Origin of the sequence: Ruminococcus sp. RTP21358st1_G6_RTP21358_211008 (assembly GCF_040908885.1) — a bacterium.
Taxonomy (GTDB): Bacteria; Bacillota; Clostridia; order Lachnospirales; family Lachnospiraceae; genus Blautia_A; species Blautia_A faecis.
The window spans coordinates 12436-35939 of the sequence record NZ_JBDGDM010000012.1 but is presented as its reverse complement, the minus strand read 5'-3'; the positions used below and the strand labels follow the sequence as shown (position 1 = coordinate 35939).

The window sequence follows — 23504 nt, the reverse complement described above, 5'->3', positions numbered from 1 at the left end:
ACTTGTATGAGTGCCTTTCAACCATAATCAATATGGTTCTCTCACAAGTATATTACTATAAAAGTAAAGTATCTGCAATTTTTTCTTACAAATTAGTTCATTTCAAGTTCCTTCATCAGTTCTTCCTGAGAAACAAATTCGTGACACTCAGGATTCTTGCGGATTTCGTCCAATAGCATTAGATCAATTTCATCTGGCTCTACTTCCTCAATATCATCCCAGGTCTTGGGAGCAATGATGTAGCGGCTCTGGATCATCTTCCAGAAGAATTCGGCTTCTTTATCGTTCATAAGGGATACAGCACCGATGATACGTTCCTTTGTTGCTGTCATAGTAATCACACTCCTTTATAAATCTGTCCACGGTTTCCGATAGCTTCAATTAATAAAATATTTCCATTTATATCAAAAATAATACGATAATCTCCAACACGAAGCCGGTAATCATTTCTGCCCTGTAATGCTTTGACATCACCAGCAGGAAGAAGATTGATAGCATTTATGATTCTCTTTCGTGTAGGGACATCTTGTTTCTTTAGAAATTTGAGCGCTTGCTTAGAATACTGGATTTCCAAATAAACACCTCCAATAATGTTGTAGCTATAAATTGCTATTAAAAATAATCGTTATATGCTTTTGTATAGTTACTGTGTAGTAAATTGTCTATTTTGCTGTTGAAAGAAGTTATTTTCCAAGCTGATCCAGACTTCTTTAATTTTAAGGTAAGATTTCCGTAGCTGTAATCTATTCCTGCTTTACTATGTACACAAATGCGTTCGTACATATACTTTAAAAGTTGAGATTCAGAAATGTTCGGATTTTTCAACTGGTAATAAACTGAGTTTTCAAATGCTGCTTTGAATACGTTATATCTGTTTGGATATTTGTAACTAAGCTTCACAGTGGCATTCTTTCCGCTGACTTTTATTGATTTTAGTTTGTAAGAAATACGTTTGTTATATTTCTTATAATATTGAGGCATGTAGCTATTTTCAATGAATAATTTAACACTCGAAGGTTTGGTAAAACATTTTGTTAGTTTACTTGTATTATATTGCTTCGCATATTTGAAAAAACGATCTACACTCTTTTTCACCTGTTTTTGCGCAATGGTCATTTTTTGCTTTGGAATAATTATCTTATCTTCAGTGAGACAATTTATGCAATAACGCATACGCACACCAGTTTTAAATATAGTCGGCTTTTTATCAATGTACCATTCTCCCCATACATGATTAGAAGCTGGGATGATGGTAGTTTCTTGAGTATGACAATATGAACAGGATCTATAGGCTTTTTTTTCTTCTGTACATATATTAGTAGCAGTTTTCCAATCAGACCAGGAATGAATTCCGTTGGTTGGAACATCTTCTTGTTGAGTTTTGTAACAAAAAGTACAAGTGCGGGTCTTAATGCCAGTATATGTACAGTTTGGAGCAGTTGTAATTTGCCATTCTCCCCAAGGATGATCAGAAACTGGGAGACTAATGGTTTCAATTTTGCGACATTTTTGGCAAATTTTCATTTCTGATCCTTTGGAAAGACAATCAGGCTCAATTCTATAAACTGTTTCCCAGACATGCGAACATTCTGAAGCATAAATTGGAATTACTGACAATAAGCATAGAAGAAAACCGACAATGCAAGATAGTATTAATTTCTTTTTCATAAAATCCCCCTTCCGTATATTACCAAGATAGTAATAGTATCAAACATAATTTTTGTGTAAATAATAATCTTATGAAGATATTATTAACTCAAATTATGTATGAGAAAAATGTATCTGTACGGCAGCTGTCGCAGATGACAGGAATTACGAAATCTACTCTCAATAATATTATGATTGAGAAATACTCACCTACGCTGGATAATCTGGAAAAGATAGCCAGAGTTTTGAAAGTAAGGATCTCTGATCTATACGACTCACCGTACAAATAGTAAAAAGTGTCCAGCATACTGGACAATTGCGTTTCGGTGCTAAATATTGCCCTCTGTTTATCGTATAATAAGTATAAAAGATAATGCTAAACGAACAAATGTTTGTGAAATATATTGCGCTTCAAATATAAATGGTGTATATTAAAAACAAACAAACGTTCGAATAAACGAGAACGGGGGGCATACATATGATGAAGAATGATAAAGAAGAGTACAAGGGCAAAATAATTGAGTTGGTAAACTTGATTAAAGAAGAATCCGTTCTGAGGCGGATCTACTTAATAATAATTACCATGATAGGGGCCGACCATTGAGGTTGGCTCTTTTCTTATTCTATTCCCAGGCAAGCCTTCATAAATTCTTCAATATGTTTTAGCTTTTCCGGATCAGCTTCTGCGATAGCGTTTAACATATTTCTTGCCATCTGGTTCTCAGTCCTGCTAAGTTTTCCAAGATTAATAGAGAATCGATCTTCTTCATTCACTTTCGTGAACATGTTATCGTCTCCGCCTTCACCGGTTCGAAGCCAAATTTCATTTACTTCAAATTCACGACAAATAGATTTTATATTAGCCTCAGTTAAACTATTACGACCAGTTTCGATAGCACTCATAGTGTTCTTTTTCAAACCTATTTTTTCACCGAATTTTTCAAGCGTAAGTTGACGGGTTTTCCGAACTTTTTTTACGCGTTCGCCTTGCGTCATTACTAAATCCTCCTTTCTTATGAATCCAATATAGCACCCTGGGATTGCAAAGTCAACAAAAAAGTTCATTAAATAGACAAATAAATATTGACAAAGCCTATTTAATGAACTATTATGTCTATGTAAGGAACAATGAAAGCGAGGTGAGAAGTCAAACGTTAGCAAATATAGAAAAAGAAAGAATAAAGAGAAAAATTACCCAAGGACAGTTGGCTATGAAAATTGGAGTATCTCATAAGACTTATTACAACTGGATTAATGAAGTGCGAGATATTCCAAGTAGAAAATTGCAGAGGTTAGCCAAAATACTTGATGTAACAATGGAGTATCTGTTGGAAAGTAGTACAGAAATAGAAAGGAGCAGGGAAAATGAGAAATTTGGATGAATTGGATATTGTGTTTCAGAAACTTGAAACACTTGAAGATCAGAAAAGAGAAGCGGAGATTGCGAAATTACGTTCAAAAATTACAAAGAGCTATGTAATTAACACAGTGCTTGCCGCATTGATGTACATAGCCCTTAAGAAAAGTAAATAAGTGGAGCTATCTGCGACGACGGCGCTGATTCATGGACAGATCACTTTCGACCTGGTTAGTGAAATCCGAAGAACAGATAACTTTTTCAATGGATTGGGAAAGTAGCTTTATAAAGTCTTCTTTTGAGAGGTCAGAGACTTTTTCAAAAGAAAAAGTGTTGGCAACTTCCCGAACACAATCTTCTACATGTAACATAGGAAACCTCCTTTCTATAAAGATGTAGAAAGAGTTTACCACAATAGGAAATAAATTACCATAGAAAAGAAAAATGTTGAGATATATCGACAGAAAACGAGGTGAGAGAATGAAAATTAAAACAATCCCAGAAATCAACATGACAGATAATCCTTTAGACAACATTATTAAAATGGCTCCTTATTTGGATGAAGGAAGTCAGCGAACTGTATTCGGGATGATGCTGGAAGCGGTCATGAGCATAAAAGATGATGGAAAGAAAGCTGGATAAAGAAGCAACTATACTGTATTCAAACGAAACGGAAAGCGAGGTGAGAAGATGGATGTAGATAAAAGAAATGAAGAGTTGGATGAAACAATAATCTAGACTTGCAAATGGATCCAGAAGAAACTTCAAATTTCAGACAAATCCATTAGAGATGAAAAAGTTCCGGAAATGATGAGTGCCCTGGCGGAGCTTGTGGCCGCCAGGGCAGGAGAAACTATTACTCATCCTCGCCAAGTTTAGCAACGAGAGTATTGAAAAACTTTGCAATTTCTTCTGCTGTTTTGGTTGGATCTTCATACTTGCTGAAAACATCCTGCTGAATAGCAAATTCAGTAAAAGATTTTGCATATTGATGCTTATTTGCATCTGATAAATTTCATCCATGAGGTGCTTGATATCTGCACCAAGATCATAAAGCGTATTAATTGTATTTTGATCAAGATTTGCTTCGTTGAGAGTTTCTTTATAATTTGTTTCAAACTTCCCAACGGCTGCAGTCAACTTTACTGCTAATTTGTTCATTGGCTGTTTGTCTCCTTTCTGTGTACTCAGGCATGGCGGTGCCCTGTGTTTAAAGAATAGGAGAGTAGGGAAGAAAAGTCAATACAAGAAAGAGGGGGGGAAGAAGACATGACTGATCAAAAAAACGCTGTCAGACCAAATGGCACTGACAGTGCAAGAGTTATACAAGTAATTGAAACAAAAAGTAATAGAGGGAAAGGAACACTGGATGATCTATCCAGACAGGTTGTACAGTATTGGAGCGTGGAGGGTGAACTACTAGCTGAAAAGGATCCCTGCATAAATAAGTAAGATGAAAAAGGGCGGTGAGAAGTTTCCTTTGTCATATAAAGAACTCCTTTCATAATACTGGGGCATGGCAGTGCCCTGTAAGACAAGGATAGAAAAAGTTACAAGAAAAGGCAATATAAAACAAAGGAAAGAAGTCGAGATATATCGACAGAAAGCGAGGTGAGAAGATGGAAGCAAAAAAACCAATGATATTACAGTTTAAGGAAAACGAGAAGGGCAGGAGCCGTATGTTTCTGGACGGAAAAGAACTGCATCATGTAAAAGAATATAAAATTGAGAGTTCTGCATTTGCAGGAAGAGCAGAACTCTCAATAAAGATACTGGTTCAATTTCCGGTTAACCAAGAAAATACTTCTTAGCAGCTTCTTTTGCAACTTCGAGAATAATTGGCAATGATGCACCAGAAGCTTTGGAAAGCACCTTTTTCCACACCGTATCATTACGGATGTTGGAAAGGAACTCATGACCTTTAGGCGTTAGATCACTGATATAGATATCGGATCCACACTCAAAATATTCAACACCACAAATGAGATCAGATTTTTGAGCCTGATTAATATGATACACGATTTCTTTATGAGTGTAATCAGCTAAAAACTTTGGAGGAGGGGAATCTTCCTGATATTCCCAAGGTGTTTCAAAGTCGCATTCTTCTTCAACAGTCAAAAGAATATCGCGGATACAATTAACGTTGAGTTTCATATACGAAATCTCCCTTCTATGTATTAGGGCATGGCAGTGCCCTGTACATAAAGAATAGGAGAAAAGAAATAAAAAGTCAATGTAATTGGAAAAGTAACAATGAAACGAGGTGAGAGGATGGAAAGAGTGCATTTCGATGAAAATGGAAATCGGCGTGATTGCATTGGTGGAAAAATCAAAAAGGAAGACCATGAAATGGACAAAATAAGAAACAATTGCCACCAATCAATAATTATTTCATTGGTAGCAATTGTAATAAGCGTAGCAGTGTTAGTGACTAACGTAATATTTGGATGACTACTGAAACAATACTAACGATTAATGCAAGAACGGATAAAACTTTCGAAAACAGAGCATCTTTGCGCAGCTGCTTTATCTCGACTTCTTTTTCCTTTAAGGAAAAAATATGGTCATTGATAAAAGTTTTTCCTTTAGGAGTAAGAAAATACCATCCGGAATTATCAGGGGGAAGTGGAGATGAGCAGATATAACCGTGTTGCATCAACTGCTTGAGAGAGTAATCAGAAGTATCTGAAAAAATCTGAAAAGCCTCAGAGGTGGTTATACAGGAATTTTGTGCGAGATAATTCAAAATAGCAATTTGTTCACGACTTAAATTTTGCAATTTGTATATTTCCTTTTTACGTACTTGGGCCTGGAAGTGCCCTGTAAGACAAGGATAGGAAAAGTTACAAGAAAAGTCAATATAAAACAAAGGAAAGAAGTCGAGGTATATCGACAGAAAGCGAGGTGAGAAAGAAATGAAATTATTTGGATTTAGAATCAATGCAGGAGAAAGCAAAGATGTCAGAGAAATAGAGAAAACGTTAGAGAACATTGAAGAAAAGAAAAATAAAATAATAGATCTTGCAGGGCAGCTTAGTACTCTGACAGAAATTAAATTCAAATATTCAGCAGATGGGAGTATTGAAAAGAAATTTGAGGTAGATGGATTTGAAATGGATAAGATCTTGGGAAATATGCGAATAGCTCAGATGCAAATTGTAGCCAGCTATAAAAGTCTGGAAGCACTTGGCATGATAGAAATTACCCCTGCTCCAAAGAACAGGGGGAAGACACTGAATGAAACTTAGAGTAAGTCAACAAAAGAATGCAGGTGTTTGAGCGTGCGTAAAAGGAAAGGAGGAAAAATGAATACAGGAAAAATATTGCCAGTTGAAGCTGCTGCAATTCTCAACACATCTCCACAGTTTATACGTGTGGCAATGCAGCAGAACAAACTGCCGATTGGGATAGCAGTTAAGATGTCCACCAAGTGGACATATAACATTTCTGGAAAGCTTCTGGCAGAATACAGCGGAAAAGATGTTGAAAAAGAGCTGGAACAGATCAGAAAAAAGAAAGTTATGTAAACTAAAGAAAAGAGCCGATGCAAGGGGTGCATCGACTCAGGTCCATATGTAATCAACCAATTACATAATATCATTGGGCCACTAAAAAGTCAAGAATACATGAAAAATCAGGGGTGAAATTCCCCTGTTTAGTACTCGATAAAGATATTAAAGTTATGAGGCAAATGGTATGGGAACACTGCGAAAAACCTGGCATTTACGGGATGAGGATATATTGTATGTGGAAGAGAACCATGACGGAAAGTATGGAGCGCCCGGAAAGAAAAGACAGCCAAAGAGAAAGTTAACACCAGAAGATATATACAGGATAAATCATTGGAACAAAATTAAAAAGGTAAGACTTCTGGCAATGGAATATTTTTCTCCTGGTGATATATGGGCCACATACACATATAAACCAGAAAATCGCCCTCCAGATATACAAACAGCTCAAAAACATTTCCGAGATGCAATGGGGAAAATAAAAAAAATATATGAGAAGGCGGGAAAGAAACTTTACTGGATCCGCAATATCGAAAGAGGGACAAAAGGAGCCTGGCACATTCATTTTATTATAAATGATATTGGAACTACAGCCAGCTTAATTGAAAGGGCGTGGCCACATGGTGGAGTTTACATAACAAGAATAAAAAAGAGCAAATGCCCGGAGGAAGATTTTGGAAGGTTGGCCGCATACCTCACTAAGGATGAAAAAACCAGAGAAGTAAAACAGGATGGAACCCTTGCAAAACCAAAAATTAAAGAAGCAAGTTACAGTCATTCAAGAAATATGCCGCTTCCAGATCCTAAGAAAAAGAAAATGGTGCGCTGGCCAAAAGACATAAAAATGAAAAAAGGTTATTACATAGCAGAATCCTTTGAAGGAATCAACCCTGTAACTGGATATAAATACCGTAGGTACACCATGATCAAGCTGGACAGGCGAATTTAAAGAGGAGAGGATTAGAACCATGAAGGTTGACATTTACCTGGAGACGGACAAACAGTGCCAGGCATGTATACAGAGAAAATATGGGTATGTGATTGAAATTATGCATCATGGACAGCTTTTAACCAGGGAAGGATTTGGAGATGGAGTAAGCACATATCATCAGTGCAATCTGCAGGCACTTGCGGAGGCACTGGCAAGATTTCATTCTTCCTGCGAGATCTGTGTACACACGAAAGACACCTTCGTGACCTCCAGAGTATTGAGAATCTCAGATCTGGCAGCAGATGCCTTTAAAGATACAAAGGGAAAAGATATCAAAAATGCAGATGAATGGAAAAAGGTGTATGAAGTAATTAACCGGTTGAAACTGAAAGTTTCTTCGTTTGCCGGAGTACATTCATATTCGCAATGGCTCCAGGAGGAGATGATAAAACGTGGAAACTAAAGAATTGTGGGGAAAAGGATGGAGTCTGCGCACAGAACAGGATCCAAGGGCAATGACATATCTTGGAACAATAACAAAAGCAGGTATGCATTTTCACTATTACAGAGATGATGATGGAGAAATCTATTTTGATAATGAACCGGAAGGTGGGAAGCCTGATTGGATGGAAAGAGCAGACAGAAAACTGAGAAATAGAGTACATAAGAAAAAATAAAAAGAAAAGAGGAAGAGTATGAGAACAATTGCAGTGATTAATTTAAAGGGTGGCGTGGCCAAGACCGTTACTACCAATAGTGTTGCCTATATTCTGGCAAGCCAGGGGAATAAAGTGCTTATCGTAGATAACGATAAGCAGGGAGATGCATCAAGAGGATTGAACTGCAGAACACAGGATGGAGAAGGAATAGACCGGATCATGACCGCAAGACACCCGGAAGACTGGATGAAAAAACTGATCAGACATACGGAATTCCATAACATGGATGTATTGCCAGCAAATATGCGTCTTTTGATGGCTAACCAGGAAGTAATGTTCGATCAGACACGACCGCAGCAGTATAGGATAAAAAATGCATTGGCATGTGTGGCTGATCAGTATGATTTCTGCATAATTGACAATGCACCGGATATCAACGTATCAACGATCAATGCTCTGACAGCCTGTGATGATGTTTTGATTCCGGTAGAAATTGATGATAACACAACGGAAGGACTTCCGGAACTGGTGGATCAGATTGGTTATACAAAAGAGGAACTGAACCCAGAATTGAAAAATTACTGGGTCTTTATCACAAAATATGACAAAAACAACCTTGCGCAGGCGCAGGGAACAGAAATGATAGAGGCAGCAGGGTATCCAATGCTTAAGACGAAGATAAGATATTCCAGAAAAGTATCAGAGAGTACTTATGCAAGAAAACCTATCCCTTTGTATTCCGCGCGCTCTTTAGCCGCAAAAGATTATGAATGCCTGGTGAAAGAGTATCTGGTGGCAGCAGGAGTTATGATGGATAAATGGACGGAAGGGAGGGAAGCCTGATGGCATTCAATCTGGCCGACATGGTAAATAATCGTAAAAAGCCAACGGAGACTGAGAATATCAGTGATACAGTGTATCGGGATGTGTTTGAACTGGAGCCGTCGAAAGATAATTTCTATTCCACAGATCCGGAGAAACTGCAGGGATTAAAGAATTCGATTCTTCTATTCGGGGTAATGCAGGACGTGCTCATCGAGGATGTGGATGGTAAAGACAGGATTATATCCGGACATTGCCGTACAATGTGCTGCAGGATGCTTGTGGAAGAAGGGCATGAAGAGTTTCGGAAGATTAACTGTAAATATACAAAAGTAAATCTGAATACAGAGAAATTCCCAGAAGATAAAGATGGAAAAGTGGAACAGCTGATCAATAAGCTGGGAATCATCCAGGCGAACCGGTTCCGTGAAAAAAGTGACTGGGAGAAAATGCAGGAGGCGCTTATCACAGAAGAGGTAATTAAGGAGCTTCGCGATCTGGTTGACCTGCAGGGGACAACCAGAAGCATGGTACAGGCAACTCTTGGAACATCGGGGACACAGTTAGAAAGATATCATGCAATCCAGAAAAAATTAAGTCAGGAGTTTATGCAAGAGTTTCAAAATGGAAACATCAATATATCTGTGGCAAGGGAACTGACAGATCTAGATGAGAAACACCAGGATGAGGCTCTGGGGTTGTACAAAAAGAATGAAACAATTACGCTACCAGAGGTTAAAGCTTTGAAAGAAAAACAGGAAGTAGGACGTCAGGTTCCTGGACAGCTGACACTTGATGAAGCAATTGGACGAAGAAGACCGCCGGAAGATGGAACGGTAATTGATGTTGACATTCAGATCGAACGATTCTTTGAAAGCTTAAAGAAATCAACAACAGAACGAATCCAAAGGCGGGATAAGAACATGTCCATTTATATGCTCAGCATTATATACAATGATGTGCGGATCAGAAATGGATATTTGAATTATCAGGGAAAATCAAATGGAATCCTGTTTAATCCTGGTAGTGGGGATGAAAAGTTGATTACATGGCAGCAGTTGGCTGAAACACTGATAGAGAAGTATGGAAAGAAACAAAAAGCGGTGAAGCTTGCACCTATGCCAGAACCACAAAAAGAATGTCCATACTATGATGCAAACGAAGTATTTCTGCCGGACATAGCAAGGATAATAAATGTATTCCTGGAAAATGCATATAAAGGCATGGGAACAGGTAATACAAGGCGTTTCAGAGTAATGGGAACGGAGTTTGCAGCAGTGCAAAGACCGAAAGAAGATGATTTCGTATTTTGCGATGAACAGGGCGAAAAAGTCTGCTACGTATCGAGAGAACGCATGGCAGCAGAATATCAAAAACGGATAGTACCGGAAGATCCTGTTATTGAAGAATCAGATATGTCCGATTCGGACAACTGCGAACGCTGCGAAAACGCAGCGGAAAACAAGAAAATAGTGGATGAAAAGCAGCAGATAATAGAACTGATACCAGAAGCTTGGCCACCGGAGCTTAAAGATATTCCGGTTCCATCAATGATTGCAATGGATGATATTCTGCAAGATGCCGAAGAAGAGTTGAAAAACTATCTTTCAGTGGCTGATCAGGGAATTCCGGGAAGAACGATATTGAAATATCAGCTCATTGCCGGTGGACTCAGAATAATCAAGAATCTGGTGAGAGATTGTCTGGACGATGAAAATAAAGATGACGGAAAGAACGTCATGGAGCAGTTGCCACTTCCGGTGATGAGAAATAATGATCAGAGGAAAGAATGGCTGAGAAATTATAAAGCTTGGGGACTTTGGTATACAGATGAACATATTGGCGTCAGGTACTACAAATATGATTTTGCAAATGGCGCAAGACTTATTGCAGAAGAATATGATCGGGATACTGTTCATAGCCAGTGGGTATCAGATAATACAGAATCATATTACATGCATTTGATCGGAGGACCTGAACCGGAAAGAAAATCAGGAATACCTAAATGGACACAGCATGGAAGATACAATAAATTCCCAAATAGTGAAAGCGAATTGGTTGAATTCTTAAAGGAAGTACAGAGGGAAAGCAAATGAACAGGGAAGAAATGAGACGTAAGGCCAGAGAACAGGAAAAATGCAGACTCCCATTGAACTTTAAGATGCAGCTTGGCCAGGTTGCAGGACTGACAGGGCAGCAGTCAATGATTCTGCAGAATTATCTGAAAGCGAGAGAGGATGAAATAACGGAGCAGGCAACGGACGCCTGCATCCGTGAAGCTCAGGAGAAACTGGAACGGGCAGAAGACTATATAACGATCACAAATATAATCATCTCTATTTACGCGATAAAGTTTTCATGGGGATTCACGAAAGCAAATAAAAAATTCCTGGATAATTGGAAATCAGCAATGGAGTATGTGAATCGCATAGGAGTGGCGAAAGCTTATGAATATGCAAAAAGAGATATGGATATTGAAGTAGAGTTTGAAGATCTGGCCAATTATAACATTTATGAAGAACTGGGGCTTAACAGAGAAAAGGTGTAAAAGATGAAGCTAAGGATACTGAAAAAGAAATATAAAAAAATGTATGGGAAGAAACCGCCAGAACAGATGAAGAAGAGAATCATCAAGTCAATGATAAGACAATCGGAATATATAAAGATCAAGGCTATAGATCAGAATGCGAAAGAGTATTGTACACGCATAGGGACTGCTGAAATTAAAAAAGTACTACTTGCGTTGATTAAAGCTGTCCGGAAAGAAATGATAGAATATGAACGGAATACGGAGAATCTTGTTAATACAACACGAATATTGGCTGAAAGGAGAAAAATACGGAAATGAAGATTAGAACACTGAGAAATCAGCTGATAGATATGACTGAAAAAGAAGTGACTACAGTTCTCACACCAACCGGCTCATATCAGATACTGGCACACACCAAAGACAAAAAGAAAGGAACTATCCTGGGAGAATATAGCACAGAGCCAAAGGCTGTTCGTGTTCTCTGTGCCATACAGGTTGCAGCTCGGCATCCAGAAAAGATCAAAATCTTTAAAATGCCATCAGATGCAGAGGTGATACTGTGAAAGAGTATAAAAACAAAATAAACGAATTAGACGCACATAAGAAAGAAATTATAATTATGATTCGGTTTCTCAGAACAAAGTGAGGTAAGCAAGATGGTAAGTAGGATAAAAGAAAGATTGCTGCAGTATAAACAGGAACTGCAGAAACAGACGATGTACAAGGAAGGATTGCCGGGAAGTTCGCTGGATATCGTAAATAGTCTTCTGGATGATCTGGAAGAGGATGAGAAAGAAAATGGGTGGATTCCGGTAAAATATCATCAGATATCAGAAAAAGAACGTGCAGAAGAATTCCTTTCAAAAGACATACAATATATGCTTGACTGCAAAATGCCAGATGACGGACAAGAAATATTGGTTACTAACGGAGAAACAACATGGCAAGATACGTGCTTCATTGATTCCAATGGATATTATCTCGACGGCGGTTATGATTGGATTGATATTATGGCCTGGATGCCACTTCCAAAGCCGTATAAGGAGGGGTAAGGAATGAGTGACGGAATGACACTTGTACAGAATGAAGACGGTTCATTTAGTGCATACGATGATACATATGATATTGTAATACACTGCGAGACAGAAGAGGAACAGAAAAAAGCTATTAAGCGTTTAAAATCTACTAACTGGATTCCGATAGACGAGAGATTACCAGACCCGGACAAACACATTCTGGTATCGTTTTTTAACTTTTCACTACCAATGATTGGAAGATATACAGTTGACGATGATGACGGCGGAACATTCAGAGTTGGTGACGAAGACGAGAGTTTTGTTGAACATGATTTGTATGTCAATGCCTGGATGCCACTTCCGAAACCGTATAAGGAAGATTAAGGAATTTGTAATAAATGGAAGGAGATGGAGTTGATTGAAATATCCAGAAGAAATGTATATTGATAGCCAGATATTTGCAGGGGATATGGATGGTTCGGAATCAAATCTGACAGAAAAAATCGTAAAAATAAGGGCTTCTCATTTATGCTGCGTATGTGAAAAACAGATACCTAAAGGCGAAAAAATGTTAAACCAAAAAGTAATAGTAGAAGGACAAGGCTGGTGCAGTTGCTATATTTGCCTACCATGTGTTGAAAATTGGTTAGAAGAATCGGGACAAGTGGAGGATGGTGAAAACGAATGAGAGAAATACTTTTTAAGGCAAAGCGAATTGAAGACGGTAAATGGATTGAGGGGTGTTTGGTAATAGATCATTCACGGTCAAACTTATTTGAATATCGAATACAACCAGTTGAATCAGGTGTTTTATACGCACCGCCTATTAATCCAGAAACCATCTGCCAGTTCACAGGTCTGACCGACAAAAACGGAAACAAAATTTGGGAGAACGATATCTGCGATCGCAAAGAAAAATATCCAGAAATTGTAAATATGAGCAATGGAGATTGGACATTAGATTATAGTTATTTGTTTGGCAAGGAACTTGGAAGTTGTTATTGTAATCTAGGTTTCTATGTCAATGAAAGAAAATGTGTTGAAGTCAAAGGGAACATTTTCGACAATCCAGAGTTGTTACAGGAGGGATATGAAAGGGAAGATAAATACCGAACGGAGTTGTGAATACACGACTCCGTTCGGATGCAAGGCAAGAGATTTCGCAAAAGAGCTGATGCTTCAAGAAATGATTGAGGGAAGTGAGCAATATAAAGAGCTATCCGATATTTGTAAGAAACAGTGTTGCTGTGAATGTAATGAATCTTGCGGATATAGATGCAATCAAGGAATGGAGAAAATAAGCAATAAGTAGAGGTGAAGAAAGAAGAGCGCGCGATTAATTGTCCAGACTATGTGAAGGAGGAAAATAATATATGAATAAAGCTATATTAATGGGACGTTTAACAAGAGATCCAGAGGTGAGATACACCCCAGGGGAAAATTCATTTGCAATTGCCAGATACACACTGGCAGTAGATAGGAAGATCAGAAAAGATGGAGATGCAACTGCAGATTTTATTAATTGTGTAGTGTTTGGAAGATCTGCCGAGTTCGTGGAGAAATACTTCCGAAAAGGATTGAAGATTACAATCGAAGGCCGTATTCAGACCGGAAGTTATACCAACCGTGATGGACAGAAAGTTTATACGACAGAGGTTGTTGTAGAAGAACAGGAATTTGCAGAAAGCAAAGGTTCTGGATCCGGCAGCAGTCAGCAGAATGTTCCACAACAATCACCAGATGTGGGACCTGATGGTTTCATGAATATCCCGGATGGAATTGAAGAGGAACTGCCATTTAGTTAATGTCCGACTCGGACGAGACGAAAGAAGGAAAAATATGAGCGGACTTAAATTTCCAAAAGAAGAAACGAAGAAAAAAAGGATGTCCCATCCGGCCAGCATTCTCGGAAGCCGAAAAGGAAGATGTTACCTGTGCAGCAGGTATGGCCAGACCGAAGAACATCACATATTTGGTGGTCCGAATCGGACTCTATCAGAGAAATATGGATTAAAAGTAGACCTGTGCCTGGAATGCCACCAGTTCGGAGCACATGCGGTACATAAAGACCAGGCGGTAATGGATGAGCTTCACAGACTGGGACAGGAAGCCTTTGAGAACCAGATTGGCAGCAGGGAACAGTTCCGGAAGATCTTCGGGAGAAACTGGCTATGACATTATATGAGATTACAGAAAACATAACAGAAGAGCCGGAAGAGGCTGTAACCATAAAGGAAGCATCCAAAAGGCTGAACCGGACAGTCGGGAGCCTGTACGGTGCCGCAGCCGAGGGAAGACTGATAAACGGCAGATACTATCTAAGAGCAGCAGACCGGACACTCAGCAGAAACAAAGACCGGAACCTGCTCCTGGAATACGATCTGGTCCGGCAGAAGCTGCTGAAGAAGTGCAGAGGATAATCAAAATGAATGTAATCGTTGCAATGGGTGTTGGCGTGCTGATCGGAGCCTTCGGTGTGATTGCCTGGCTCCTGCATGATTAAAAACAGAGGTGTAAAATGAATAAAGAAAAATACAAGGATCCCACAGCTGAATATGCGATAGCTGAAGCTGAGAAATGGGAACGGCAGCAGAAGCAGCTGGAAGAGAAGCATGGAATCAAAAGAGGGGATGTTATTCAGATCATACAAACCAGTTATGCTTCTGGTGACGGGAAGATCATCACCAAAAAGGTGAAAGCCAGGATAAAAGCATTATATCCCCATGTAGTGCAATTACAGTTACCAAACGGCATAACCAGATCCCCTACATACTGGGAACTGGAACGACTGAAAGCAGGAGGTGGTACCGATGGACAGGAGATTGCAGGAAGAAAATGAAAAGAAAAAGGAATATTTAAAATCATATCAGAGAGCAGTCAAAAGAGAGCGGGACATCCTGGAAGAAATCAAAAGATTAAGAGCTGATAAGATGTTTCCTTCCGTAGTGAATGATGGAATGCCAAAAGGCAGCAGTCAATCAGATCTGTCGGATTACATTGCAATACTGGATGAACAGATTGAAATATTGAAAAAAGAACGTTTGAACAAGGTTCAGCAATATCGTAAGATTGAGAGCCAGATCCGCAAAATGCATTCAGAAGATGAACGGAAAGTTTTGCGTTTGCGCTATATAAAAGGCTTAAAATGGGATGATGTAGCAACAGAGATGGGCTATGGATGGACACAGGTACATAGGCTGCATTCATCAGCATTGAAGAATTTTAAAATGGTATAGAATGGTATACTTGATTCGTGTTATAACTATAATAGATTCAGATGGATGAATCAAATATCAATCGGTTGCACCCTTACTTGTCAGGCACTATGGCTTGGCAGGTATATCGGAACATAGCTCAGTGGTAGAGCAGCTGGCTTATATCCAGCGTGTCGGTGGTTCGGTTCCATCTGTTCCGACTCGGTTAGTACCGCCGATATTTGGTACAATACTGACTCATACATACTTCCACAAACGTCTGGCAGGCACGGCCGGGCGTTTTTTATTGGAGAAAAAGATGATATATAAGAGATGTGGCAGGTGCGGAAAAAGAATTCCGTCCGGCAGCAGGTGTCCCTGCATGAAACAAAGAGATAAAGAACGCTATCGGATATATGATCAGAATGCCAGAAATCAGAAAAGCAAAACATTTTATGATTCAAGGGAATGGCAGCTGACAAGATCTGATATTCTCAGTGCTTGCGGGATTGATGTGTATGTCTACATGACGGAAGGAGTAATCCTGGCAGCAGATACAGTGCATCATATTATTCCGTTAAAAGAAGCATGGGATAAACGATGCGATAAGCAGAATCTGATGCCATTACATCACGATACACATTCAAAAATTGAGCAGATGTATAAAAAAGAGAGACCAGTGATGGAAAAAAAGCTTGCAAAAATGCTTGTGGATTTTTATACACAGACGGGAGGGGCGGTCTGAAAAGTTTTCAGGAAATGCCGTCGTCCCCGACTGCCCTATAGCTTGCGCAAAATTCTAAATACTCATAAAAAGTTGGCAAAGGAAGGAGGGAGGATGAATGGGAAGACCGAGGAAGCCGCTGACAGAGCAGCGGGGAAATCTTACTGTGATCACAATGCAGAACAGGGAAGCAGAAGAAGACAGTGTGACTACGGACAAAAATCAATTAAAACGTCCTCCTACCTGGCTGATTGATAATGTGGCAAAAAAAGAGTGGCGCAGGATTGTCAAGGAACTGGAAAAGATCAATCTGATCGGGAACCTGGATCGTAACAACCTGGGCGGTTACTGTAATGCTTTTGCTAATTATGTTAAGGCTACAGAGATATTGAAAGATCAGACTTATTACATTGATCGAGAGACCAGGAATGGCGTTATTGTGGTGAAAAATCCAATGGTTGATATTCAGCGCACATACGCAGAGGAAATGAGAAAATTTGCTTCCCTGTGTGGACTCACTATTGACGCCAGACTGAAAGCTGCAGCAGTGAAGTCTGATAAGACAAGGGAAGCTATCACAAACAAATTTGGCAATATATGACCATCAAAGAAGAACTGATAGATTACGCCAACCGTTGTCTGGCCGGGGAAGAAATATCAGGGAAAAAACATAAATGGGCTTGTATGCGCTTCCTTAGGGATTGCAAGAAAGAGGATGCAAAGAATGTACAGGCTAATGTATGGCCTTATCATTGGGATGAAGAGGAAGCATCAAAAATTGTAGACTGGTTTTCCATGCTCCGGCATTCTAAAGGTGACCTTGCAGGGCAGCCGATCAGCTTGACGATATGGCAGAAATTTAATCTGTGCCAACTTTACGGATGGCGCGAAGATCTTACCGGTTATAAAAGGTTCAAACAGTCTTTTATTGAGGTTGGAAGGAAAAATGCCAAGTCTCAGATGGAGGCTGGTGTAGCCCTATATGAAATATCAGTTATGGCTACGAGAAATGAAGAAAATTACGAATATTATACTGCTGGAACCAAGAGGGATCAGTCGAAGATTATTTTGAATGAAGCTAAGCTCATGCTGAATAAATCTCCACTGAAACCTCTTTTTAAAATTACCAGGGATGCTGTAATACACAGAAAAACTGGAAGCTTCATAAAGGCATTGTCGAAAGAGGATGGCCAGAATGGAGATGGAACAAATCCAGCCGGACTGATTCTTGATGAATACCATCAGCACAAGACTACAGAATTTTATGACCTTGGGCTTGGTGCAAATACCAAAGAGCCATTGCTGATGATTATTACCACTGCAGGGATGGATCTTACATATCCCTGTTACGTCCAGGAATATCAGTACTGCTCTAAGATCCTGGATCCAGATGTGGATGTGGAAAATGAGGAGTATCTGGTGGATATCTGCGAAGTGGATCCGGAGGATTACAAGGATGATATCCGAAACCTTGAAGATGAAAACATCTGGAAAAAAGCAAATCCAATTAGGATGAGCTATAAGAATGGTGCGGATAAGATCCGCACAGCCTGGAGAGTGGCCAAAGAAATACCGGAAAAGATGACGGCATTTCTCACCAAAATGTTAAATATCTGGGTTCAGGCAAAAGAAAACGGATATATGGACATGGCGAAGTGGAAGGCCTGCCAGGTTGATAAAATCCCTATTGATACTCATGGAATGAGTGTTTATGTAGGATTTGATATGTCGGCCAAAATAGACCTTACATCTGTTACATTCGTAATTCCATTTCTATCAGGCGAATTTGATCAGACTGGAAAAGAAATTGTGAAATACATACTGTATTCCCACTCTTTCATTCCGAATCGGGAGAAGTTAGCTGAAAGAAAGGCAAAAGATAAAGTGGATTATGATGCCTGGGAAAGAATGGGATTTATTACAGTGACAGATACTCCGATTGTAGACCAGAATGCAGTAATGCAATATGTGCTGGATACATGTGCAGAGAATGACTGGAACATTGAATGTCTGTGCTTTGACCCTGCCAATGCAAGTAAGCTGATGATGGATCTATCAAACGAAGGTTATACAGTGGAGGAAGTTTTCCAGAGCCATAAACACTTGAATGAAGCTACTCAGGGATTCCGTGAGCAGGTATATTGCGGAAATGTCCTGTATGAATACAATCCTGTATTGAATTTTGCAATGAGCAATGCAGTGATCAGAACCAACCAGGGACTGATTAAGATAGATAAAGATGCTACAACAAAAAGAATTGACCCTGTGGATTCTACCTTGTGTGGGTTTAAGCTGGCAATGTATCATGAATTCGGATCCAGCTATCAGGAAGGAATAGATCAATTTTTGGAAAGTGACTGGTAACAATGAGTATATTAGACAGATTAAAAAATGCATGGAATGCAATGACGCGGCCAACGGTAAACATGGATGACGATGATCTGAAAGAATGGCTGGGAATAACTGGTACTAATCCAGATGTTGAGAAAGAGGTGACATATTACACCTGCTTAAAAATGCTCAGCGAAACCATGGGAAAGGTGCCGTTAAAGTACTACCAGGAAACGCCTAAAGGCCGGATCAGGGCAGAGCCGAGCAAGATAACCAGGCTCCTGACTGTGAGACCGAACACGATAATGACGCCTACAACTCTGTGGACTACTACAGAGATGAACTGTCAGCATTATGGAAATGGCTATATCTGGATGCGTGGTACCTTTGAAAGAGAAAAATATGGAGGACATTACAAAGTTCTGGATCTATGGCCAATGCAGGCGAATTGCGTGACTGTATATATGGACGATGTTGGCGTGTTTGGAGGAAAAGGGAAGCTGTACTATCAGTACAGTGATCCAAAGACCGGTGAACAGTATTTGTTCAGATCCAGTGAGGTTATGCACTTTAAAACCTGGTATTCCTTAAATGGAATTATGGGAAAATCTGTGCGGGAAATTCTGCAGGATACCGTGGGTGGAGCATTGGAAAGTCAGAATTTTATGAATAACCTTTATCGTCAGGGACTAAGTGCAAGCATGGCATTACAGTACGTGGGTGATCTGGAAGAGAGCAAGATAAAAGCACTGCAGAAAAAATTTGCAGATAAACTGTCAGGCCCGAAAAATGCAGGAAGGGTAATACCTGTCCCAATCGGACTACAGCTTACTCCACTGAAAATGAATCTGACTGACGCACAGTTTTTCGAATTAAAAAAGTATTCCGCACTTCAGATTGCAGGAGCATTCGGTATTAAGCCGAATCAGATCAATAATTATGAAAAATCCAGTTATTCAAACAGTGAAACCCAGCAGCTGGCATTTTTGGTTGATACCGCTTTGTACAGACTAAAAATGTATGAAGAAGAGATCAATGCGAAAGTTCTGAGCTTGAAAGAAGAAGAAAATGGATTTTTTTATAAGTTTAATGAGAAGGCAATTTTGAGGACTGATACAAAGACACAGATGGAAATGTTAAAAGATGCTGTAAACAATGGAATATACAAGCCAAATGAAGCGAGGAGATATCTGGATATGCCGGATGATCCGGATGGCGATAAGCTCATTGTGAATGGAAATTATATTCCGCTTGAAAAAGTTGGAACACAGTACACCAAAGGAGGTGAGTAGAATGCCAGTATTACTGCTGAAAAACCAGAAAAAGAATGTAGGAAAATTGGAAATCTGCAATCAGACAGAAATCTCAGCAGATCTGAATATTTTTGGGGATATCGTATCTGATGACTGGGGAAAATGGTGTGATGATGATACCTGTCCTTCTGATATTTCAGATTTCCTGAAAAATCTGGAAAACATACAGGAGATTAACCTTCACATAAACAGTGGAGGTGGATCTGTATTTGCCGGAATTACCATTTATAACATGTTGAAACGCAATAATGCCAGGATTACCACCTATATTGATGGTATTGCGGCCAGTATTGCTTCTGTGATTGCATGTGCCGGTGATCGGATTGTGATTCCGGCAAATGGAACCTTTATGATTCATAAGCCTACAAATGGTTACTTTTTTACCAGTATGAATGCAGATCAGCTGAGAAAAGATGCAGATACTCTGGATATTTGCCAGAAAGCAATCCTGCAGACATATATGTCGAAGACCAAAGAAGGGGTTACAGAAGAGGAAATCAATAATCTGATCAACGAAGAGACCTGGATGGTCGGAAGTGATACTACTGATTATTTTGATTTTGAAGTGGAGGACAGTGTACAGGCAGCAGCTTGTACAAGTAATTACTTTGATGAGTATTCAAAGACCCCAAAAGCATTAAAGCAGCATGAAGAACCGGAAAATAAAACTCTGGATATTGACGCTATTGCAGATGCAGTTATGGAAAAAATCAAAGCAAAAGAGGCTAATCAGAGAAACCTGGAAAATGAAAAAATAAAGGCTGAATTATTGGGAGATCTTGACCGGTATGGTGTTTGATCTCTCTTTTTGAAAGGAGAAAAAGACGTGAATAAAGAATTATTAGACTTTCTGGAGAAGATTAACGCGAAAAAAGATGAAGTTAAGAACCTTGCCAATGAAGGAAAACTGGAAGAAGCAAAAAAAGCTAAAGATGAACTGAAAGAGCTTCAGGATAAATTTGATATTCTGAAAGACTTGGACGATGGAGCAGCCGTGCCGGAGAGTAAGGTTCCTGCAGGAACACCAAAAGATTCTACGGCAGAGTTTGCGCAGGCTGCCAGAGTAGGGTTCTACGTACAGAATTCCATGAGTGAAGGCTCAAAAGCAGATGGAGGCTATACTGTTCCAGAGGATATCCAGACCAGAATCAACAAATACAAAGAGTCCAAGTTTTCCTTAGGCCAGCTGGTCCGTAAAGAATCTGTCAAAACTGAAAAGGGTTCCAGAACATTTAAAAAGCGCTCTCAGCAGACTGGATTCACCAAAGTTGGTGAAGGCGGTAAGATTGGTGCAAAAAATACTCCACAGTTTGAGCGTATTGATTATGAAATCGGTAAATATGCAGGATATTTCCCAGTGACCAATGAGCTCCTGGCTGACAGTGATGCAAATATCGCTTCTACACTTATTGAGTGGATTGGAGATGAGGCAAGAGTAACTGAGAATAATCTAATCATGGGTCAGATTAAGACCAAAGAAGAAGTAGAATTAAACGGATTGGATGATATTAAAAAAGTTCTCAATGTTACCCTCGGATCCGCATTTAAGCAGTCTTCCAGAATCATTACCAATGATGATGGATTACAGTATTTAGATACATTAAAAGATTCTACTGGAAGATACCTTCTTGCACCGGATCCAAAAGATACCATGCAGTTGCGACTTGCGGTCGGTGGTACATTCGTACCGGTTGAGGTAATCCCAAAAGGGGATTTACCAAGCACAGTGACATATGAGCAAACGGCAGATACTGATGTAAATGCCAAAAAAACTTATTACACAAAAGTGGAAGAGGTATATACAGCAGTTGATGAGCCGAAAAAACAGGACATTGCAAATTATTATGAGGCCAGTGCGACAAAGATTCCGGTTATAATCGGAGATCTGAAGGAAGGTATCTGGTACTTTGACCGTGCAAAGACTACAATCATGACTTCCAATATTGCTTCAATCGGTGACCTTAATGCATTCGCGGAAGATCTGACTATTTATCGTGCTATCGAACGAGAAGACGTTAAGATAAGGGATAAAGAGGCATTTGTAAATGCTTATCTTCTGCAGAAATGATGGTGAATAAATGCTGGAAAAAATAAAAAAACGATGTGGAATCGCAGAAGGTATTAATGTGTATAACGATGATATCAGCGTTTACATTGAAGATGCACTGGAGGATATGAAAACTTCCGGTGTGCCTCCTGATATTCTCAAGAAGGATGCGGATGATCCAAGAGTCCTTACAGCTGTGACCTTATATGTAAAGGCATATCTTGGAAATGACCGTTCAGATACTCGAATGTATCTGGATCTGTACAGAAAAAAAGTTTTTCGCATGACACTGGAAGGAAGTGACCTGGATGTGGAATAAAAGTATTTCGTTGCCGGTAAAGAAAAAAGATCCAACGATAAATGATAATGGAATCATGATGGAGGAAACATATGAATTTATCGGTGGTATTCCGGCAGACTTCCGCGACAGTACCAGGGATGATGAGGTTCTTGCGAAACAGAATGGTTATACCGCAGACCAGGTTATTGAGATCATGGCGTGTAATTATTCTGGAGAATCATTCCTGGTGGATGAGTCTACTGGTGAAATTTATGATATAAAGCGCAGATATCAGAAAAATAAATCTATGAAGGTGCAGCTGACTTGTCAGATGCGTGAACGTGGAAAAGCGCAGGTAGGACAATGGCAAGGATGACAATAACAGGTTTTGAAGATGTTGAAGAGATGTTGAATAAGCTGGCAAATCCTTATGAAATGGCTGAAAAAGCAGTGAATAAGGCCGCCCCAATTGTAGAAAAAAACCTGAAAACACAGATCAGATCCGCAGCTAACAGAAGGGATAAATACGGAAAACCGTATTCAACAGGCGAACTGGAAGCTTCCATAGCTGCTACAAACGCAAGAGACAATAGTCTCGGAGTGTTTGCTGTGGTAAAACCAAATGGAACTGATAAAAATGGTCTTAGAAATGCTGAAAAAATGGGTTATCTGGAGTATGGTGTAAGATCACACGGCCAGGAGCCAAGACATGTACGCGCGGCAGCAGTAGCACAAAGCGAAAATGCAGTAATGCAGGTTATGGAAGAGGTAATTGGCACGGAGGTGGACAAGCTATGACAATAAATCAAAAGATAATAAAAGCGTTGAAGCCTCTTGGCATTCCGGTGACATCAGATTTCTTTGGCGGTGGAAATAGCGAGTATATTACCTTTAATTATGTGAAGGATGGTGCAGAACTATTCGCGGACGATCAGCCTATAGAGGATATATCCTCTATGCAGATTCATTATTTCCTGCCATCAACTAAGGATTACCTGGAAGCAAAAAGAAAAATTCGCAGGGCGATCCTGGAAGAGGGTGGAACGTATCCTGATGTAACCGTATTGATGGAACCTGATAATAAAACAAGACACATTGTATTCGAATGTGAATTTGAAAATGATTATGATATGGAGGAATAACA

44 protein-coding genes and 1 tRNA gene are annotated in these 23504 nt (G+C 39.5%); 37 read left to right on the top strand and 8 right to left on the bottom strand.

Features of this window, described 5'->3' with window-relative positions; translation table 11 throughout:
• Nucleotides 1–92: 92 nt before the first annotated feature.
• Genes AB5Z12_RS06695 through AB5Z12_RS06685 form a run of 3 tightly spaced genes read right to left on the bottom strand, consistent with a single transcriptional unit; the run spans nucleotide 93 to nucleotide 1668 of the window.
• Entirely contained in the window at nucleotides 93–332 is a 240-nt protein-coding gene (locus AB5Z12_RS06695; protein WP_173718585.1) for a hypothetical protein, read from the bottom strand.
• 5 nt (nucleotides 333–337) lie between these two features.
• A complete protein-coding gene (locus AB5Z12_RS06690; protein WP_202017091.1) occupies nucleotides 338–574 on the bottom strand; it encodes a type II toxin-antitoxin system RelE/ParE family toxin in 237 nt (78 codons plus the stop codon).
• A 38-nt stretch (nucleotides 575–612) separates the two neighbouring features.
• Complete coding sequence (locus AB5Z12_RS06685; RefSeq protein ID WP_368357019.1) at nucleotides 613–1668, bottom strand: hypothetical protein; 1056 nt, start codon at nucleotides 1666–1668, stop codon at nucleotides 613–615.
• Between the two features lie 95 nt (nucleotides 1669–1763).
• Here AB5Z12_RS06685 and AB5Z12_RS06680 point away from each other — a divergent pair, with 95 nt between their 5' ends.
• Complete coding sequence (locus tag AB5Z12_RS06680; RefSeq protein WP_255610571.1) at nucleotides 1764–1937, top strand: helix-turn-helix transcriptional regulator; 174 nt, start codon at nucleotides 1764–1766, stop codon at nucleotides 1935–1937.
• Nucleotides 1938–2125: 188 nt separating this feature from the next.
• A complete protein-coding gene (locus tag AB5Z12_RS06675) occupies nucleotides 2126–2251 on the top strand; it encodes a hypothetical protein (protein WP_255610567.1) in 126 nt (41 codons plus the stop codon).
• A gap of 14 nt (nucleotides 2252–2265) precedes the next feature.
• Here AB5Z12_RS06675 and AB5Z12_RS06670 read toward each other — a convergent pair whose 3' ends face one another.
• A complete protein-coding gene (locus tag AB5Z12_RS06670) occupies nucleotides 2266–2643 on the bottom strand; it encodes a helix-turn-helix domain-containing protein (RefSeq protein ID WP_187565580.1) in 378 nt (125 codons plus the stop codon).
• A gap of 104 nt (nucleotides 2644–2747) precedes the next feature.
• Between AB5Z12_RS06670 and AB5Z12_RS06665 the strand changes: the two genes are divergently transcribed.
• Nucleotides 2748–3029, top strand: coding sequence for a helix-turn-helix transcriptional regulator (locus tag AB5Z12_RS06665; RefSeq protein WP_279310194.1), 282 nt, complete (start codon nucleotides 2748–2750; stop codon nucleotides 3027–3029).
• On the top strand, nucleotides 3013–3180 hold the full coding sequence (locus AB5Z12_RS06660; protein WP_173773641.1) for a hypothetical protein: 168 nt from the start codon (nucleotides 3013–3015) through the stop codon (nucleotides 3178–3180). The genes AB5Z12_RS06665 and AB5Z12_RS06660 overlap by 17 nt, the downstream gene beginning before the upstream one ends.
• 6 nt (nucleotides 3181–3186) lie before the next feature.
• Here AB5Z12_RS06660 and AB5Z12_RS06655 read toward each other — a convergent pair whose 3' ends face one another.
• Complete coding sequence (locus AB5Z12_RS06655) at nucleotides 3187–3375, bottom strand: hypothetical protein (protein ID WP_173773639.1); 189 nt, start codon at nucleotides 3373–3375, stop codon at nucleotides 3187–3189.
• A 109-nt stretch (nucleotides 3376–3484) separates the two neighbouring features.
• Here AB5Z12_RS06655 and AB5Z12_RS06650 point away from each other — a divergent pair, with 109 nt between their 5' ends.
• Nucleotides 3485–3646 carry a hypothetical protein gene (locus AB5Z12_RS06650; RefSeq protein WP_173773637.1) on the top strand — a complete coding sequence of 54 codons (162 nt, stop codon included), beginning with the start codon at nucleotides 3485–3487 and terminating at the stop codon, nucleotides 3644–3646.
• A gap of 129 nt (nucleotides 3647–3775) precedes the next feature.
• On the opposite strand, the gene AB5Z12_RS06645 is transcribed toward AB5Z12_RS06650, so the two are convergent.
• A complete protein-coding gene (locus AB5Z12_RS06645) occupies nucleotides 3776–4165 on the bottom strand; it encodes a hypothetical protein (RefSeq protein WP_187565579.1) in 390 nt (129 codons plus the stop codon).
• Nucleotides 4166–4273: 108 nt separating this feature from the next.
• Between AB5Z12_RS06645 and AB5Z12_RS06640 the strand changes: the two genes are divergently transcribed.
• Both AB5Z12_RS06640 and AB5Z12_RS06635 read left to right on the top strand, forming a co-directional pair.
• Complete coding sequence (locus tag AB5Z12_RS06640) at nucleotides 4274–4456, top strand: carboxypeptidase (protein WP_187565578.1); 183 nt, start codon at nucleotides 4274–4276, stop codon at nucleotides 4454–4456.
• A gap of 167 nt (nucleotides 4457–4623) precedes the next feature.
• The gene (locus tag AB5Z12_RS06635; RefSeq protein ID WP_187565577.1) at nucleotides 4624–4815 is read left to right on the top strand and encodes a hypothetical protein; all 192 of its coding nucleotides are present in this window, start codon (nucleotides 4624–4626) and stop codon (nucleotides 4813–4815) included.
• Here AB5Z12_RS06635 and AB5Z12_RS06630 read toward each other — a convergent pair.
• On the bottom strand, nucleotides 4793–5158 hold the full coding sequence (locus AB5Z12_RS06630; protein WP_187565576.1) for a DUF2513 domain-containing protein: 366 nt from the start codon (nucleotides 5156–5158) through the stop codon (nucleotides 4793–4795). The two genes, AB5Z12_RS06635 and AB5Z12_RS06630, sit on opposite strands and share 23 nt — an antisense overlap.
• Nucleotides 5159–5435: 277 nt before the next feature.
• Nucleotides 5436–5783, bottom strand: coding sequence for a MarR family winged helix-turn-helix transcriptional regulator (locus AB5Z12_RS06625; protein WP_204454224.1), 348 nt, complete (start codon nucleotides 5781–5783; stop codon nucleotides 5436–5438).
• A 136-nt stretch (nucleotides 5784–5919) separates the two neighbouring features.
• Between AB5Z12_RS06625 and AB5Z12_RS06620 the strand changes: the two genes are divergently transcribed.
• The 30 genes from AB5Z12_RS06620 (at nucleotide 5920) to AB5Z12_RS06475 (ending at nucleotide 23502) form a co-directional block, all read left to right on the top strand.
• Nucleotides 5920–6252: a hypothetical protein gene (locus AB5Z12_RS06620; protein ID WP_204454223.1), complete on the top strand. Its 333-nt coding sequence runs from the start codon at nucleotides 5920–5922 to the stop codon at nucleotides 6250–6252.
• A gap of 57 nt (nucleotides 6253–6309) precedes the next feature.
• Nucleotides 6310–6531 (top strand): hypothetical protein, encoded by a 222-nt coding sequence (locus tag AB5Z12_RS06615; RefSeq protein ID WP_204454221.1) that lies wholly within the window; start codon nucleotides 6310–6312, stop codon nucleotides 6529–6531.
• Nucleotides 6532–6700: 169 nt separating this feature from the next.
• Nucleotides 6701–7462, top strand: coding sequence for a hypothetical protein (locus tag AB5Z12_RS06610; RefSeq protein ID WP_368357018.1), 762 nt, complete (start codon nucleotides 6701–6703; stop codon nucleotides 7460–7462).
• Nucleotides 7463–7481: 19 nt separating this feature from the next.
• Nucleotides 7482–7907: a hypothetical protein gene (locus tag AB5Z12_RS06605; protein WP_368357017.1), complete on the top strand. Its 426-nt coding sequence runs from the start codon at nucleotides 7482–7484 to the stop codon at nucleotides 7905–7907.
• The gene (locus tag AB5Z12_RS06600; protein WP_195992118.1) at nucleotides 7897–8121 is read left to right on the top strand and encodes a hypothetical protein; all 225 of its coding nucleotides are present in this window, start codon (nucleotides 7897–7899) and stop codon (nucleotides 8119–8121) included. Before AB5Z12_RS06605 ends, AB5Z12_RS06600 begins: the two co-directional genes overlap by 11 nt.
• A gap of 18 nt (nucleotides 8122–8139) precedes the next feature.
• A complete protein-coding gene (locus tag AB5Z12_RS06595) occupies nucleotides 8140–8946 on the top strand; it encodes a ParA family protein (RefSeq protein ID WP_368357016.1) in 807 nt (268 codons plus the stop codon).
• Entirely contained in the window at nucleotides 8922–11021 is a 2100-nt protein-coding gene (locus AB5Z12_RS06590) for a ParB/RepB/Spo0J family partition protein (RefSeq protein ID WP_368357015.1), read from the top strand. The genes AB5Z12_RS06595 and AB5Z12_RS06590 overlap by 25 nt, the downstream gene beginning before the upstream one ends.
• A complete protein-coding gene (locus tag AB5Z12_RS06585; RefSeq protein WP_368357014.1) occupies nucleotides 11018–11473 on the top strand; it encodes a hypothetical protein in 456 nt (151 codons plus the stop codon). The genes AB5Z12_RS06590 and AB5Z12_RS06585 overlap by 4 nt, the downstream gene beginning before the upstream one ends.
• A 3-nt stretch (nucleotides 11474–11476) precedes the next feature.
• Entirely contained in the window at nucleotides 11477–11773 is a 297-nt protein-coding gene (locus AB5Z12_RS06580) for a hypothetical protein (RefSeq protein WP_195379791.1), read from the top strand.
• Entirely contained in the window at nucleotides 11770–12018 is a 249-nt protein-coding gene (locus AB5Z12_RS06575) for a hypothetical protein (protein WP_195379790.1), read from the top strand. Before AB5Z12_RS06580 ends, AB5Z12_RS06575 begins: the two co-directional genes overlap by 4 nt.
• Nucleotides 12019–12111: 93 nt before the next feature.
• Nucleotides 12112–12507, top strand: a complete 396-nt coding sequence (locus tag AB5Z12_RS06570) for a hypothetical protein (protein WP_195379789.1) — start codon at nucleotides 12112–12114, stop codon at nucleotides 12505–12507.
• A 3-nt stretch (nucleotides 12508–12510) separates the two neighbouring features.
• Nucleotides 12511–12855: a DUF551 domain-containing protein gene (locus AB5Z12_RS06565; protein ID WP_195379788.1), complete on the top strand. Its 345-nt coding sequence runs from the start codon at nucleotides 12511–12513 to the stop codon at nucleotides 12853–12855.
• Between the two features lie 34 nt (nucleotides 12856–12889).
• Nucleotides 12890–13159, top strand: a complete 270-nt coding sequence (locus AB5Z12_RS06560; RefSeq protein ID WP_195379787.1) for a hypothetical protein — start codon at nucleotides 12890–12892, stop codon at nucleotides 13157–13159.
• Nucleotides 13156–13596: a YopX family protein gene (locus tag AB5Z12_RS06555; RefSeq protein WP_195379786.1), complete on the top strand. Its 441-nt coding sequence runs from the start codon at nucleotides 13156–13158 to the stop codon at nucleotides 13594–13596. The genes AB5Z12_RS06560 and AB5Z12_RS06555 overlap by 4 nt, the downstream gene beginning before the upstream one ends.
• A gap of 248 nt (nucleotides 13597–13844) precedes the next feature.
• Nucleotides 13845–14276, top strand: a complete 432-nt coding sequence (locus AB5Z12_RS06550; protein ID WP_195379785.1) for a single-stranded DNA-binding protein — start codon at nucleotides 13845–13847, stop codon at nucleotides 14274–14276.
• Nucleotides 14277–14310: 34 nt separating this feature from the next.
• Nucleotides 14311–14646, top strand: coding sequence for a hypothetical protein (locus AB5Z12_RS06545; protein ID WP_195379784.1), 336 nt, complete (start codon nucleotides 14311–14313; stop codon nucleotides 14644–14646).
• Entirely contained in the window at nucleotides 14643–14891 is a 249-nt protein-coding gene (locus AB5Z12_RS06540; RefSeq protein WP_195379783.1) for a hypothetical protein, read from the top strand. The genes AB5Z12_RS06545 and AB5Z12_RS06540 overlap by 4 nt, the downstream gene beginning before the upstream one ends.
• 98 nt (nucleotides 14892–14989) lie before the next feature.
• Complete coding sequence (locus tag AB5Z12_RS06535) at nucleotides 14990–15310, top strand: hypothetical protein (RefSeq protein ID WP_195379782.1); 321 nt, start codon at nucleotides 14990–14992, stop codon at nucleotides 15308–15310.
• The gene (locus AB5Z12_RS06530) at nucleotides 15282–15707 is read left to right on the top strand and encodes a DUF1492 domain-containing protein (protein WP_368357013.1); all 426 of its coding nucleotides are present in this window, start codon (nucleotides 15282–15284) and stop codon (nucleotides 15705–15707) included. Before AB5Z12_RS06535 ends, AB5Z12_RS06530 begins: the two co-directional genes overlap by 29 nt.
• Before the next feature lie 107 nt (nucleotides 15708–15814).
• Nucleotides 15815–15886: transfer RNA gene (locus tag AB5Z12_RS06525), tRNA-Ile, on the top strand.
• A gap of 161 nt (nucleotides 15887–16047) precedes the next feature.
• On the top strand, nucleotides 16048–16410 hold the full coding sequence (locus AB5Z12_RS06520; protein WP_233456074.1) for an HNH endonuclease: 363 nt from the start codon (nucleotides 16048–16050) through the stop codon (nucleotides 16408–16410).
• Nucleotides 16411–16507: 97 nt separating this feature from the next.
• Nucleotides 16508–16990, top strand: a complete 483-nt coding sequence (locus AB5Z12_RS06515; RefSeq protein ID WP_215661010.1) for a phage terminase small subunit P27 family — start codon at nucleotides 16508–16510, stop codon at nucleotides 16988–16990.
• The gene (locus AB5Z12_RS06510; RefSeq protein WP_173718552.1) at nucleotides 16987–18753 is read left to right on the top strand and encodes a terminase large subunit; all 1767 of its coding nucleotides are present in this window, start codon (nucleotides 16987–16989) and stop codon (nucleotides 18751–18753) included. Before AB5Z12_RS06515 ends, AB5Z12_RS06510 begins: the two co-directional genes overlap by 4 nt.
• A gap of 2 nt (nucleotides 18754–18755) precedes the next feature.
• Nucleotides 18756–20012, top strand: coding sequence for a phage portal protein (locus AB5Z12_RS06505; protein WP_368357012.1), 1257 nt, complete (start codon nucleotides 18756–18758; stop codon nucleotides 20010–20012).
• Nucleotide 20013: 1 nt separating this feature from the next.
• The gene (locus AB5Z12_RS06500) at nucleotides 20014–20832 is read left to right on the top strand and encodes a head maturation protease, ClpP-related (RefSeq protein ID WP_368357011.1); all 819 of its coding nucleotides are present in this window, start codon (nucleotides 20014–20016) and stop codon (nucleotides 20830–20832) included.
• 27 nt (nucleotides 20833–20859) lie between these two features.
• Entirely contained in the window at nucleotides 20860–22101 is a 1242-nt protein-coding gene (locus AB5Z12_RS06495) for a phage major capsid protein (protein ID WP_368357010.1), read from the top strand.
• A gap of 10 nt (nucleotides 22102–22111) precedes the next feature.
• Nucleotides 22112–22399 carry a hypothetical protein gene (locus AB5Z12_RS06490; RefSeq protein ID WP_195379778.1) on the top strand — a complete coding sequence of 96 codons (288 nt, stop codon included), beginning with the start codon at nucleotides 22112–22114 and terminating at the stop codon, nucleotides 22397–22399.
• Nucleotides 22389–22736 (top strand): hypothetical protein, encoded by a 348-nt coding sequence (locus AB5Z12_RS06485; protein ID WP_368357009.1) that lies wholly within the window; start codon nucleotides 22389–22391, stop codon nucleotides 22734–22736. The genes AB5Z12_RS06490 and AB5Z12_RS06485 overlap by 11 nt, the downstream gene beginning before the upstream one ends.
• Complete coding sequence (locus tag AB5Z12_RS06480; RefSeq protein ID WP_368368584.1) at nucleotides 22733–23158, top strand: hypothetical protein; 426 nt, start codon at nucleotides 22733–22735, stop codon at nucleotides 23156–23158. Before AB5Z12_RS06485 ends, AB5Z12_RS06480 begins: the two co-directional genes overlap by 4 nt.
• A complete protein-coding gene (locus tag AB5Z12_RS06475; protein ID WP_173771011.1) occupies nucleotides 23155–23502 on the top strand; it encodes a phage tail protein in 348 nt (115 codons plus the stop codon). Before AB5Z12_RS06480 ends, AB5Z12_RS06475 begins: the two co-directional genes overlap by 4 nt.
• The last annotated feature ends 2 nt before the right edge of the window (nucleotides 23503–23504 follow it).

What these genes read in the sequence shown, in the direction of transcription:
- AB5Z12_RS06595 (WP_368357016.1), top strand. Translation starts at nt 8,140, where the DNA reads ATGAGAACAATTGCAGTGATTAATTTAAAGGGTGGCGTGGCCAAGACC.
- AB5Z12_RS06605 (WP_368357017.1), top strand. Translation starts at nt 7,482, where the DNA reads ATGAAGGTTGACATTTACCTGGAGACGGACAAACAGTGCCAGGCATGT.
- AB5Z12_RS06585 (WP_368357014.1), top strand. Translation starts at nt 11,018, where the DNA reads ATGAACAGGGAAGAAATGAGACGTAAGGCCAGAGAACAGGAAAAATGC.
- AB5Z12_RS06675 (WP_255610567.1), top strand. Translation starts at nt 2,126, where the DNA reads ATGATGAAGAATGATAAAGAAGAGTACAAGGGCAAAATAATTGAGTTG.
- AB5Z12_RS06615 (WP_204454221.1), top strand. Translation starts at nt 6,310, where the DNA reads ATGAATACAGGAAAAATATTGCCAGTTGAAGCTGCTGCAATTCTCAAC.
- AB5Z12_RS06650 (WP_173773637.1), top strand. Translation starts at nt 3,485, where the DNA reads ATGAAAATTAAAACAATCCCAGAAATCAACATGACAGATAATCCTTTA.
- AB5Z12_RS06510 (WP_173718552.1), top strand. Translation starts at nt 16,987, where the DNA reads ATGACCATCAAAGAAGAACTGATAGATTACGCCAACCGTTGTCTGGCC.
- AB5Z12_RS06540 (WP_195379783.1), top strand. Translation starts at nt 14,643, where the DNA reads ATGACATTATATGAGATTACAGAAAACATAACAGAAGAGCCGGAAGAG.
- AB5Z12_RS06530 (WP_368357013.1), top strand. Translation starts at nt 15,282, where the DNA reads ATGGACAGGAGATTGCAGGAAGAAAATGAAAAGAAAAAGGAATATTTA.
- AB5Z12_RS06520 (WP_233456074.1), top strand. Translation starts at nt 16,048, where the DNA reads ATGAAACAAAGAGATAAAGAACGCTATCGGATATATGATCAGAATGCC.
- AB5Z12_RS06500 (WP_368357011.1), top strand. Translation starts at nt 20,014, where the DNA reads ATGCCAGTATTACTGCTGAAAAACCAGAAAAAGAATGTAGGAAAATTG.
- AB5Z12_RS06620 (WP_204454223.1), top strand. Translation starts at nt 5,920, where the DNA reads ATGAAATTATTTGGATTTAGAATCAATGCAGGAGAAAGCAAAGATGTC.
- AB5Z12_RS06660 (WP_173773641.1), top strand. Translation starts at nt 3,013, where the DNA reads ATGAGAAATTTGGATGAATTGGATATTGTGTTTCAGAAACTTGAAACA.
- AB5Z12_RS06695 (WP_173718585.1), bottom strand. Translation starts at nt 332, where the DNA reads ATGACAGCAACAAAGGAACGTATCATCGGTGCTGTATCCCTTATGAAC.
- AB5Z12_RS06545 (WP_195379784.1), top strand. Translation starts at nt 14,311, where the DNA reads ATGAGCGGACTTAAATTTCCAAAAGAAGAAACGAAGAAAAAAAGGATG.
- AB5Z12_RS06480 (WP_368368584.1), top strand. Translation starts at nt 22,733, where the DNA reads ATGACAATAACAGGTTTTGAAGATGTTGAAGAGATGTTGAATAAGCTG.
- AB5Z12_RS06685 (WP_368357019.1), bottom strand. Translation starts at nt 1,668, where the DNA reads ATGAAAAAGAAATTAATACTATCTTGCATTGTCGGTTTTCTTCTATGC.
- AB5Z12_RS06655 (WP_173773639.1), bottom strand. Translation starts at nt 3,375, where the DNA reads ATGTTACATGTAGAAGATTGTGTTCGGGAAGTTGCCAACACTTTTTCT.
- AB5Z12_RS06590 (WP_368357015.1), top strand. Translation starts at nt 8,922, where the DNA reads ATGGACGGAAGGGAGGGAAGCCTGATGGCATTCAATCTGGCCGACATG.
- AB5Z12_RS06485 (WP_368357009.1), top strand. Translation starts at nt 22,389, where the DNA reads ATGTGGAATAAAAGTATTTCGTTGCCGGTAAAGAAAAAAGATCCAACG.
- AB5Z12_RS06630 (WP_187565576.1), bottom strand. Translation starts at nt 5,158, where the DNA reads ATGAAACTCAACGTTAATTGTATCCGCGATATTCTTTTGACTGTTGAA.
- AB5Z12_RS06580 (WP_195379791.1), top strand. Translation starts at nt 11,477, where the DNA reads ATGAAGCTAAGGATACTGAAAAAGAAATATAAAAAAATGTATGGGAAG.
- AB5Z12_RS06680 (WP_255610571.1), top strand. Translation starts at nt 1,764, where the DNA reads ATGTATGAGAAAAATGTATCTGTACGGCAGCTGTCGCAGATGACAGGA.
- AB5Z12_RS06645 (WP_187565579.1), bottom strand. Translation starts at nt 4,165, where the DNA reads ATGAACAAATTAGCAGTAAAGTTGACTGCAGCCGTTGGGAAGTTTGAA.
- AB5Z12_RS06670 (WP_187565580.1), bottom strand. Translation starts at nt 2,643, where the DNA reads ATGACGCAAGGCGAACGCGTAAAAAAAGTTCGGAAAACCCGTCAACTT.
- AB5Z12_RS06535 (WP_195379782.1), top strand. Translation starts at nt 14,990, where the DNA reads ATGAATAAAGAAAAATACAAGGATCCCACAGCTGAATATGCGATAGCT.
- AB5Z12_RS06640 (WP_187565578.1), top strand. Translation starts at nt 4,274, where the DNA reads ATGACTGATCAAAAAAACGCTGTCAGACCAAATGGCACTGACAGTGCA.
- AB5Z12_RS06570 (WP_195379789.1), top strand. Translation starts at nt 12,112, where the DNA reads ATGGTAAGTAGGATAAAAGAAAGATTGCTGCAGTATAAACAGGAACTG.
- AB5Z12_RS06505 (WP_368357012.1), top strand. Translation starts at nt 18,756, where the DNA reads ATGAGTATATTAGACAGATTAAAAAATGCATGGAATGCAATGACGCGG.
- AB5Z12_RS06475 (WP_173771011.1), top strand. Translation starts at nt 23,155, where the DNA reads ATGACAATAAATCAAAAGATAATAAAAGCGTTGAAGCCTCTTGGCATT.
- AB5Z12_RS06635 (WP_187565577.1), top strand. Translation starts at nt 4,624, where the DNA reads ATGGAAGCAAAAAAACCAATGATATTACAGTTTAAGGAAAACGAGAAG.
- AB5Z12_RS06490 (WP_195379778.1), top strand. Translation starts at nt 22,112, where the DNA reads ATGCTGGAAAAAATAAAAAAACGATGTGGAATCGCAGAAGGTATTAAT.
- AB5Z12_RS06610 (WP_368357018.1), top strand. Translation starts at nt 6,701, where the DNA reads ATGGGAACACTGCGAAAAACCTGGCATTTACGGGATGAGGATATATTG.
- AB5Z12_RS06665 (WP_279310194.1), top strand. Translation starts at nt 2,748, where the DNA reads ATGAACTATTATGTCTATGTAAGGAACAATGAAAGCGAGGTGAGAAGT.
- AB5Z12_RS06555 (WP_195379786.1), top strand. Translation starts at nt 13,156, where the DNA reads ATGAGAGAAATACTTTTTAAGGCAAAGCGAATTGAAGACGGTAAATGG.
- AB5Z12_RS06575 (WP_195379790.1), top strand. Translation starts at nt 11,770, where the DNA reads ATGAAGATTAGAACACTGAGAAATCAGCTGATAGATATGACTGAAAAA.
- AB5Z12_RS06550 (WP_195379785.1), top strand. Translation starts at nt 13,845, where the DNA reads ATGAATAAAGCTATATTAATGGGACGTTTAACAAGAGATCCAGAGGTG.
- AB5Z12_RS06565 (WP_195379788.1), top strand. Translation starts at nt 12,511, where the DNA reads ATGAGTGACGGAATGACACTTGTACAGAATGAAGACGGTTCATTTAGT.
- AB5Z12_RS06515 (WP_215661010.1), top strand. Translation starts at nt 16,508, where the DNA reads ATGGGAAGACCGAGGAAGCCGCTGACAGAGCAGCGGGGAAATCTTACT.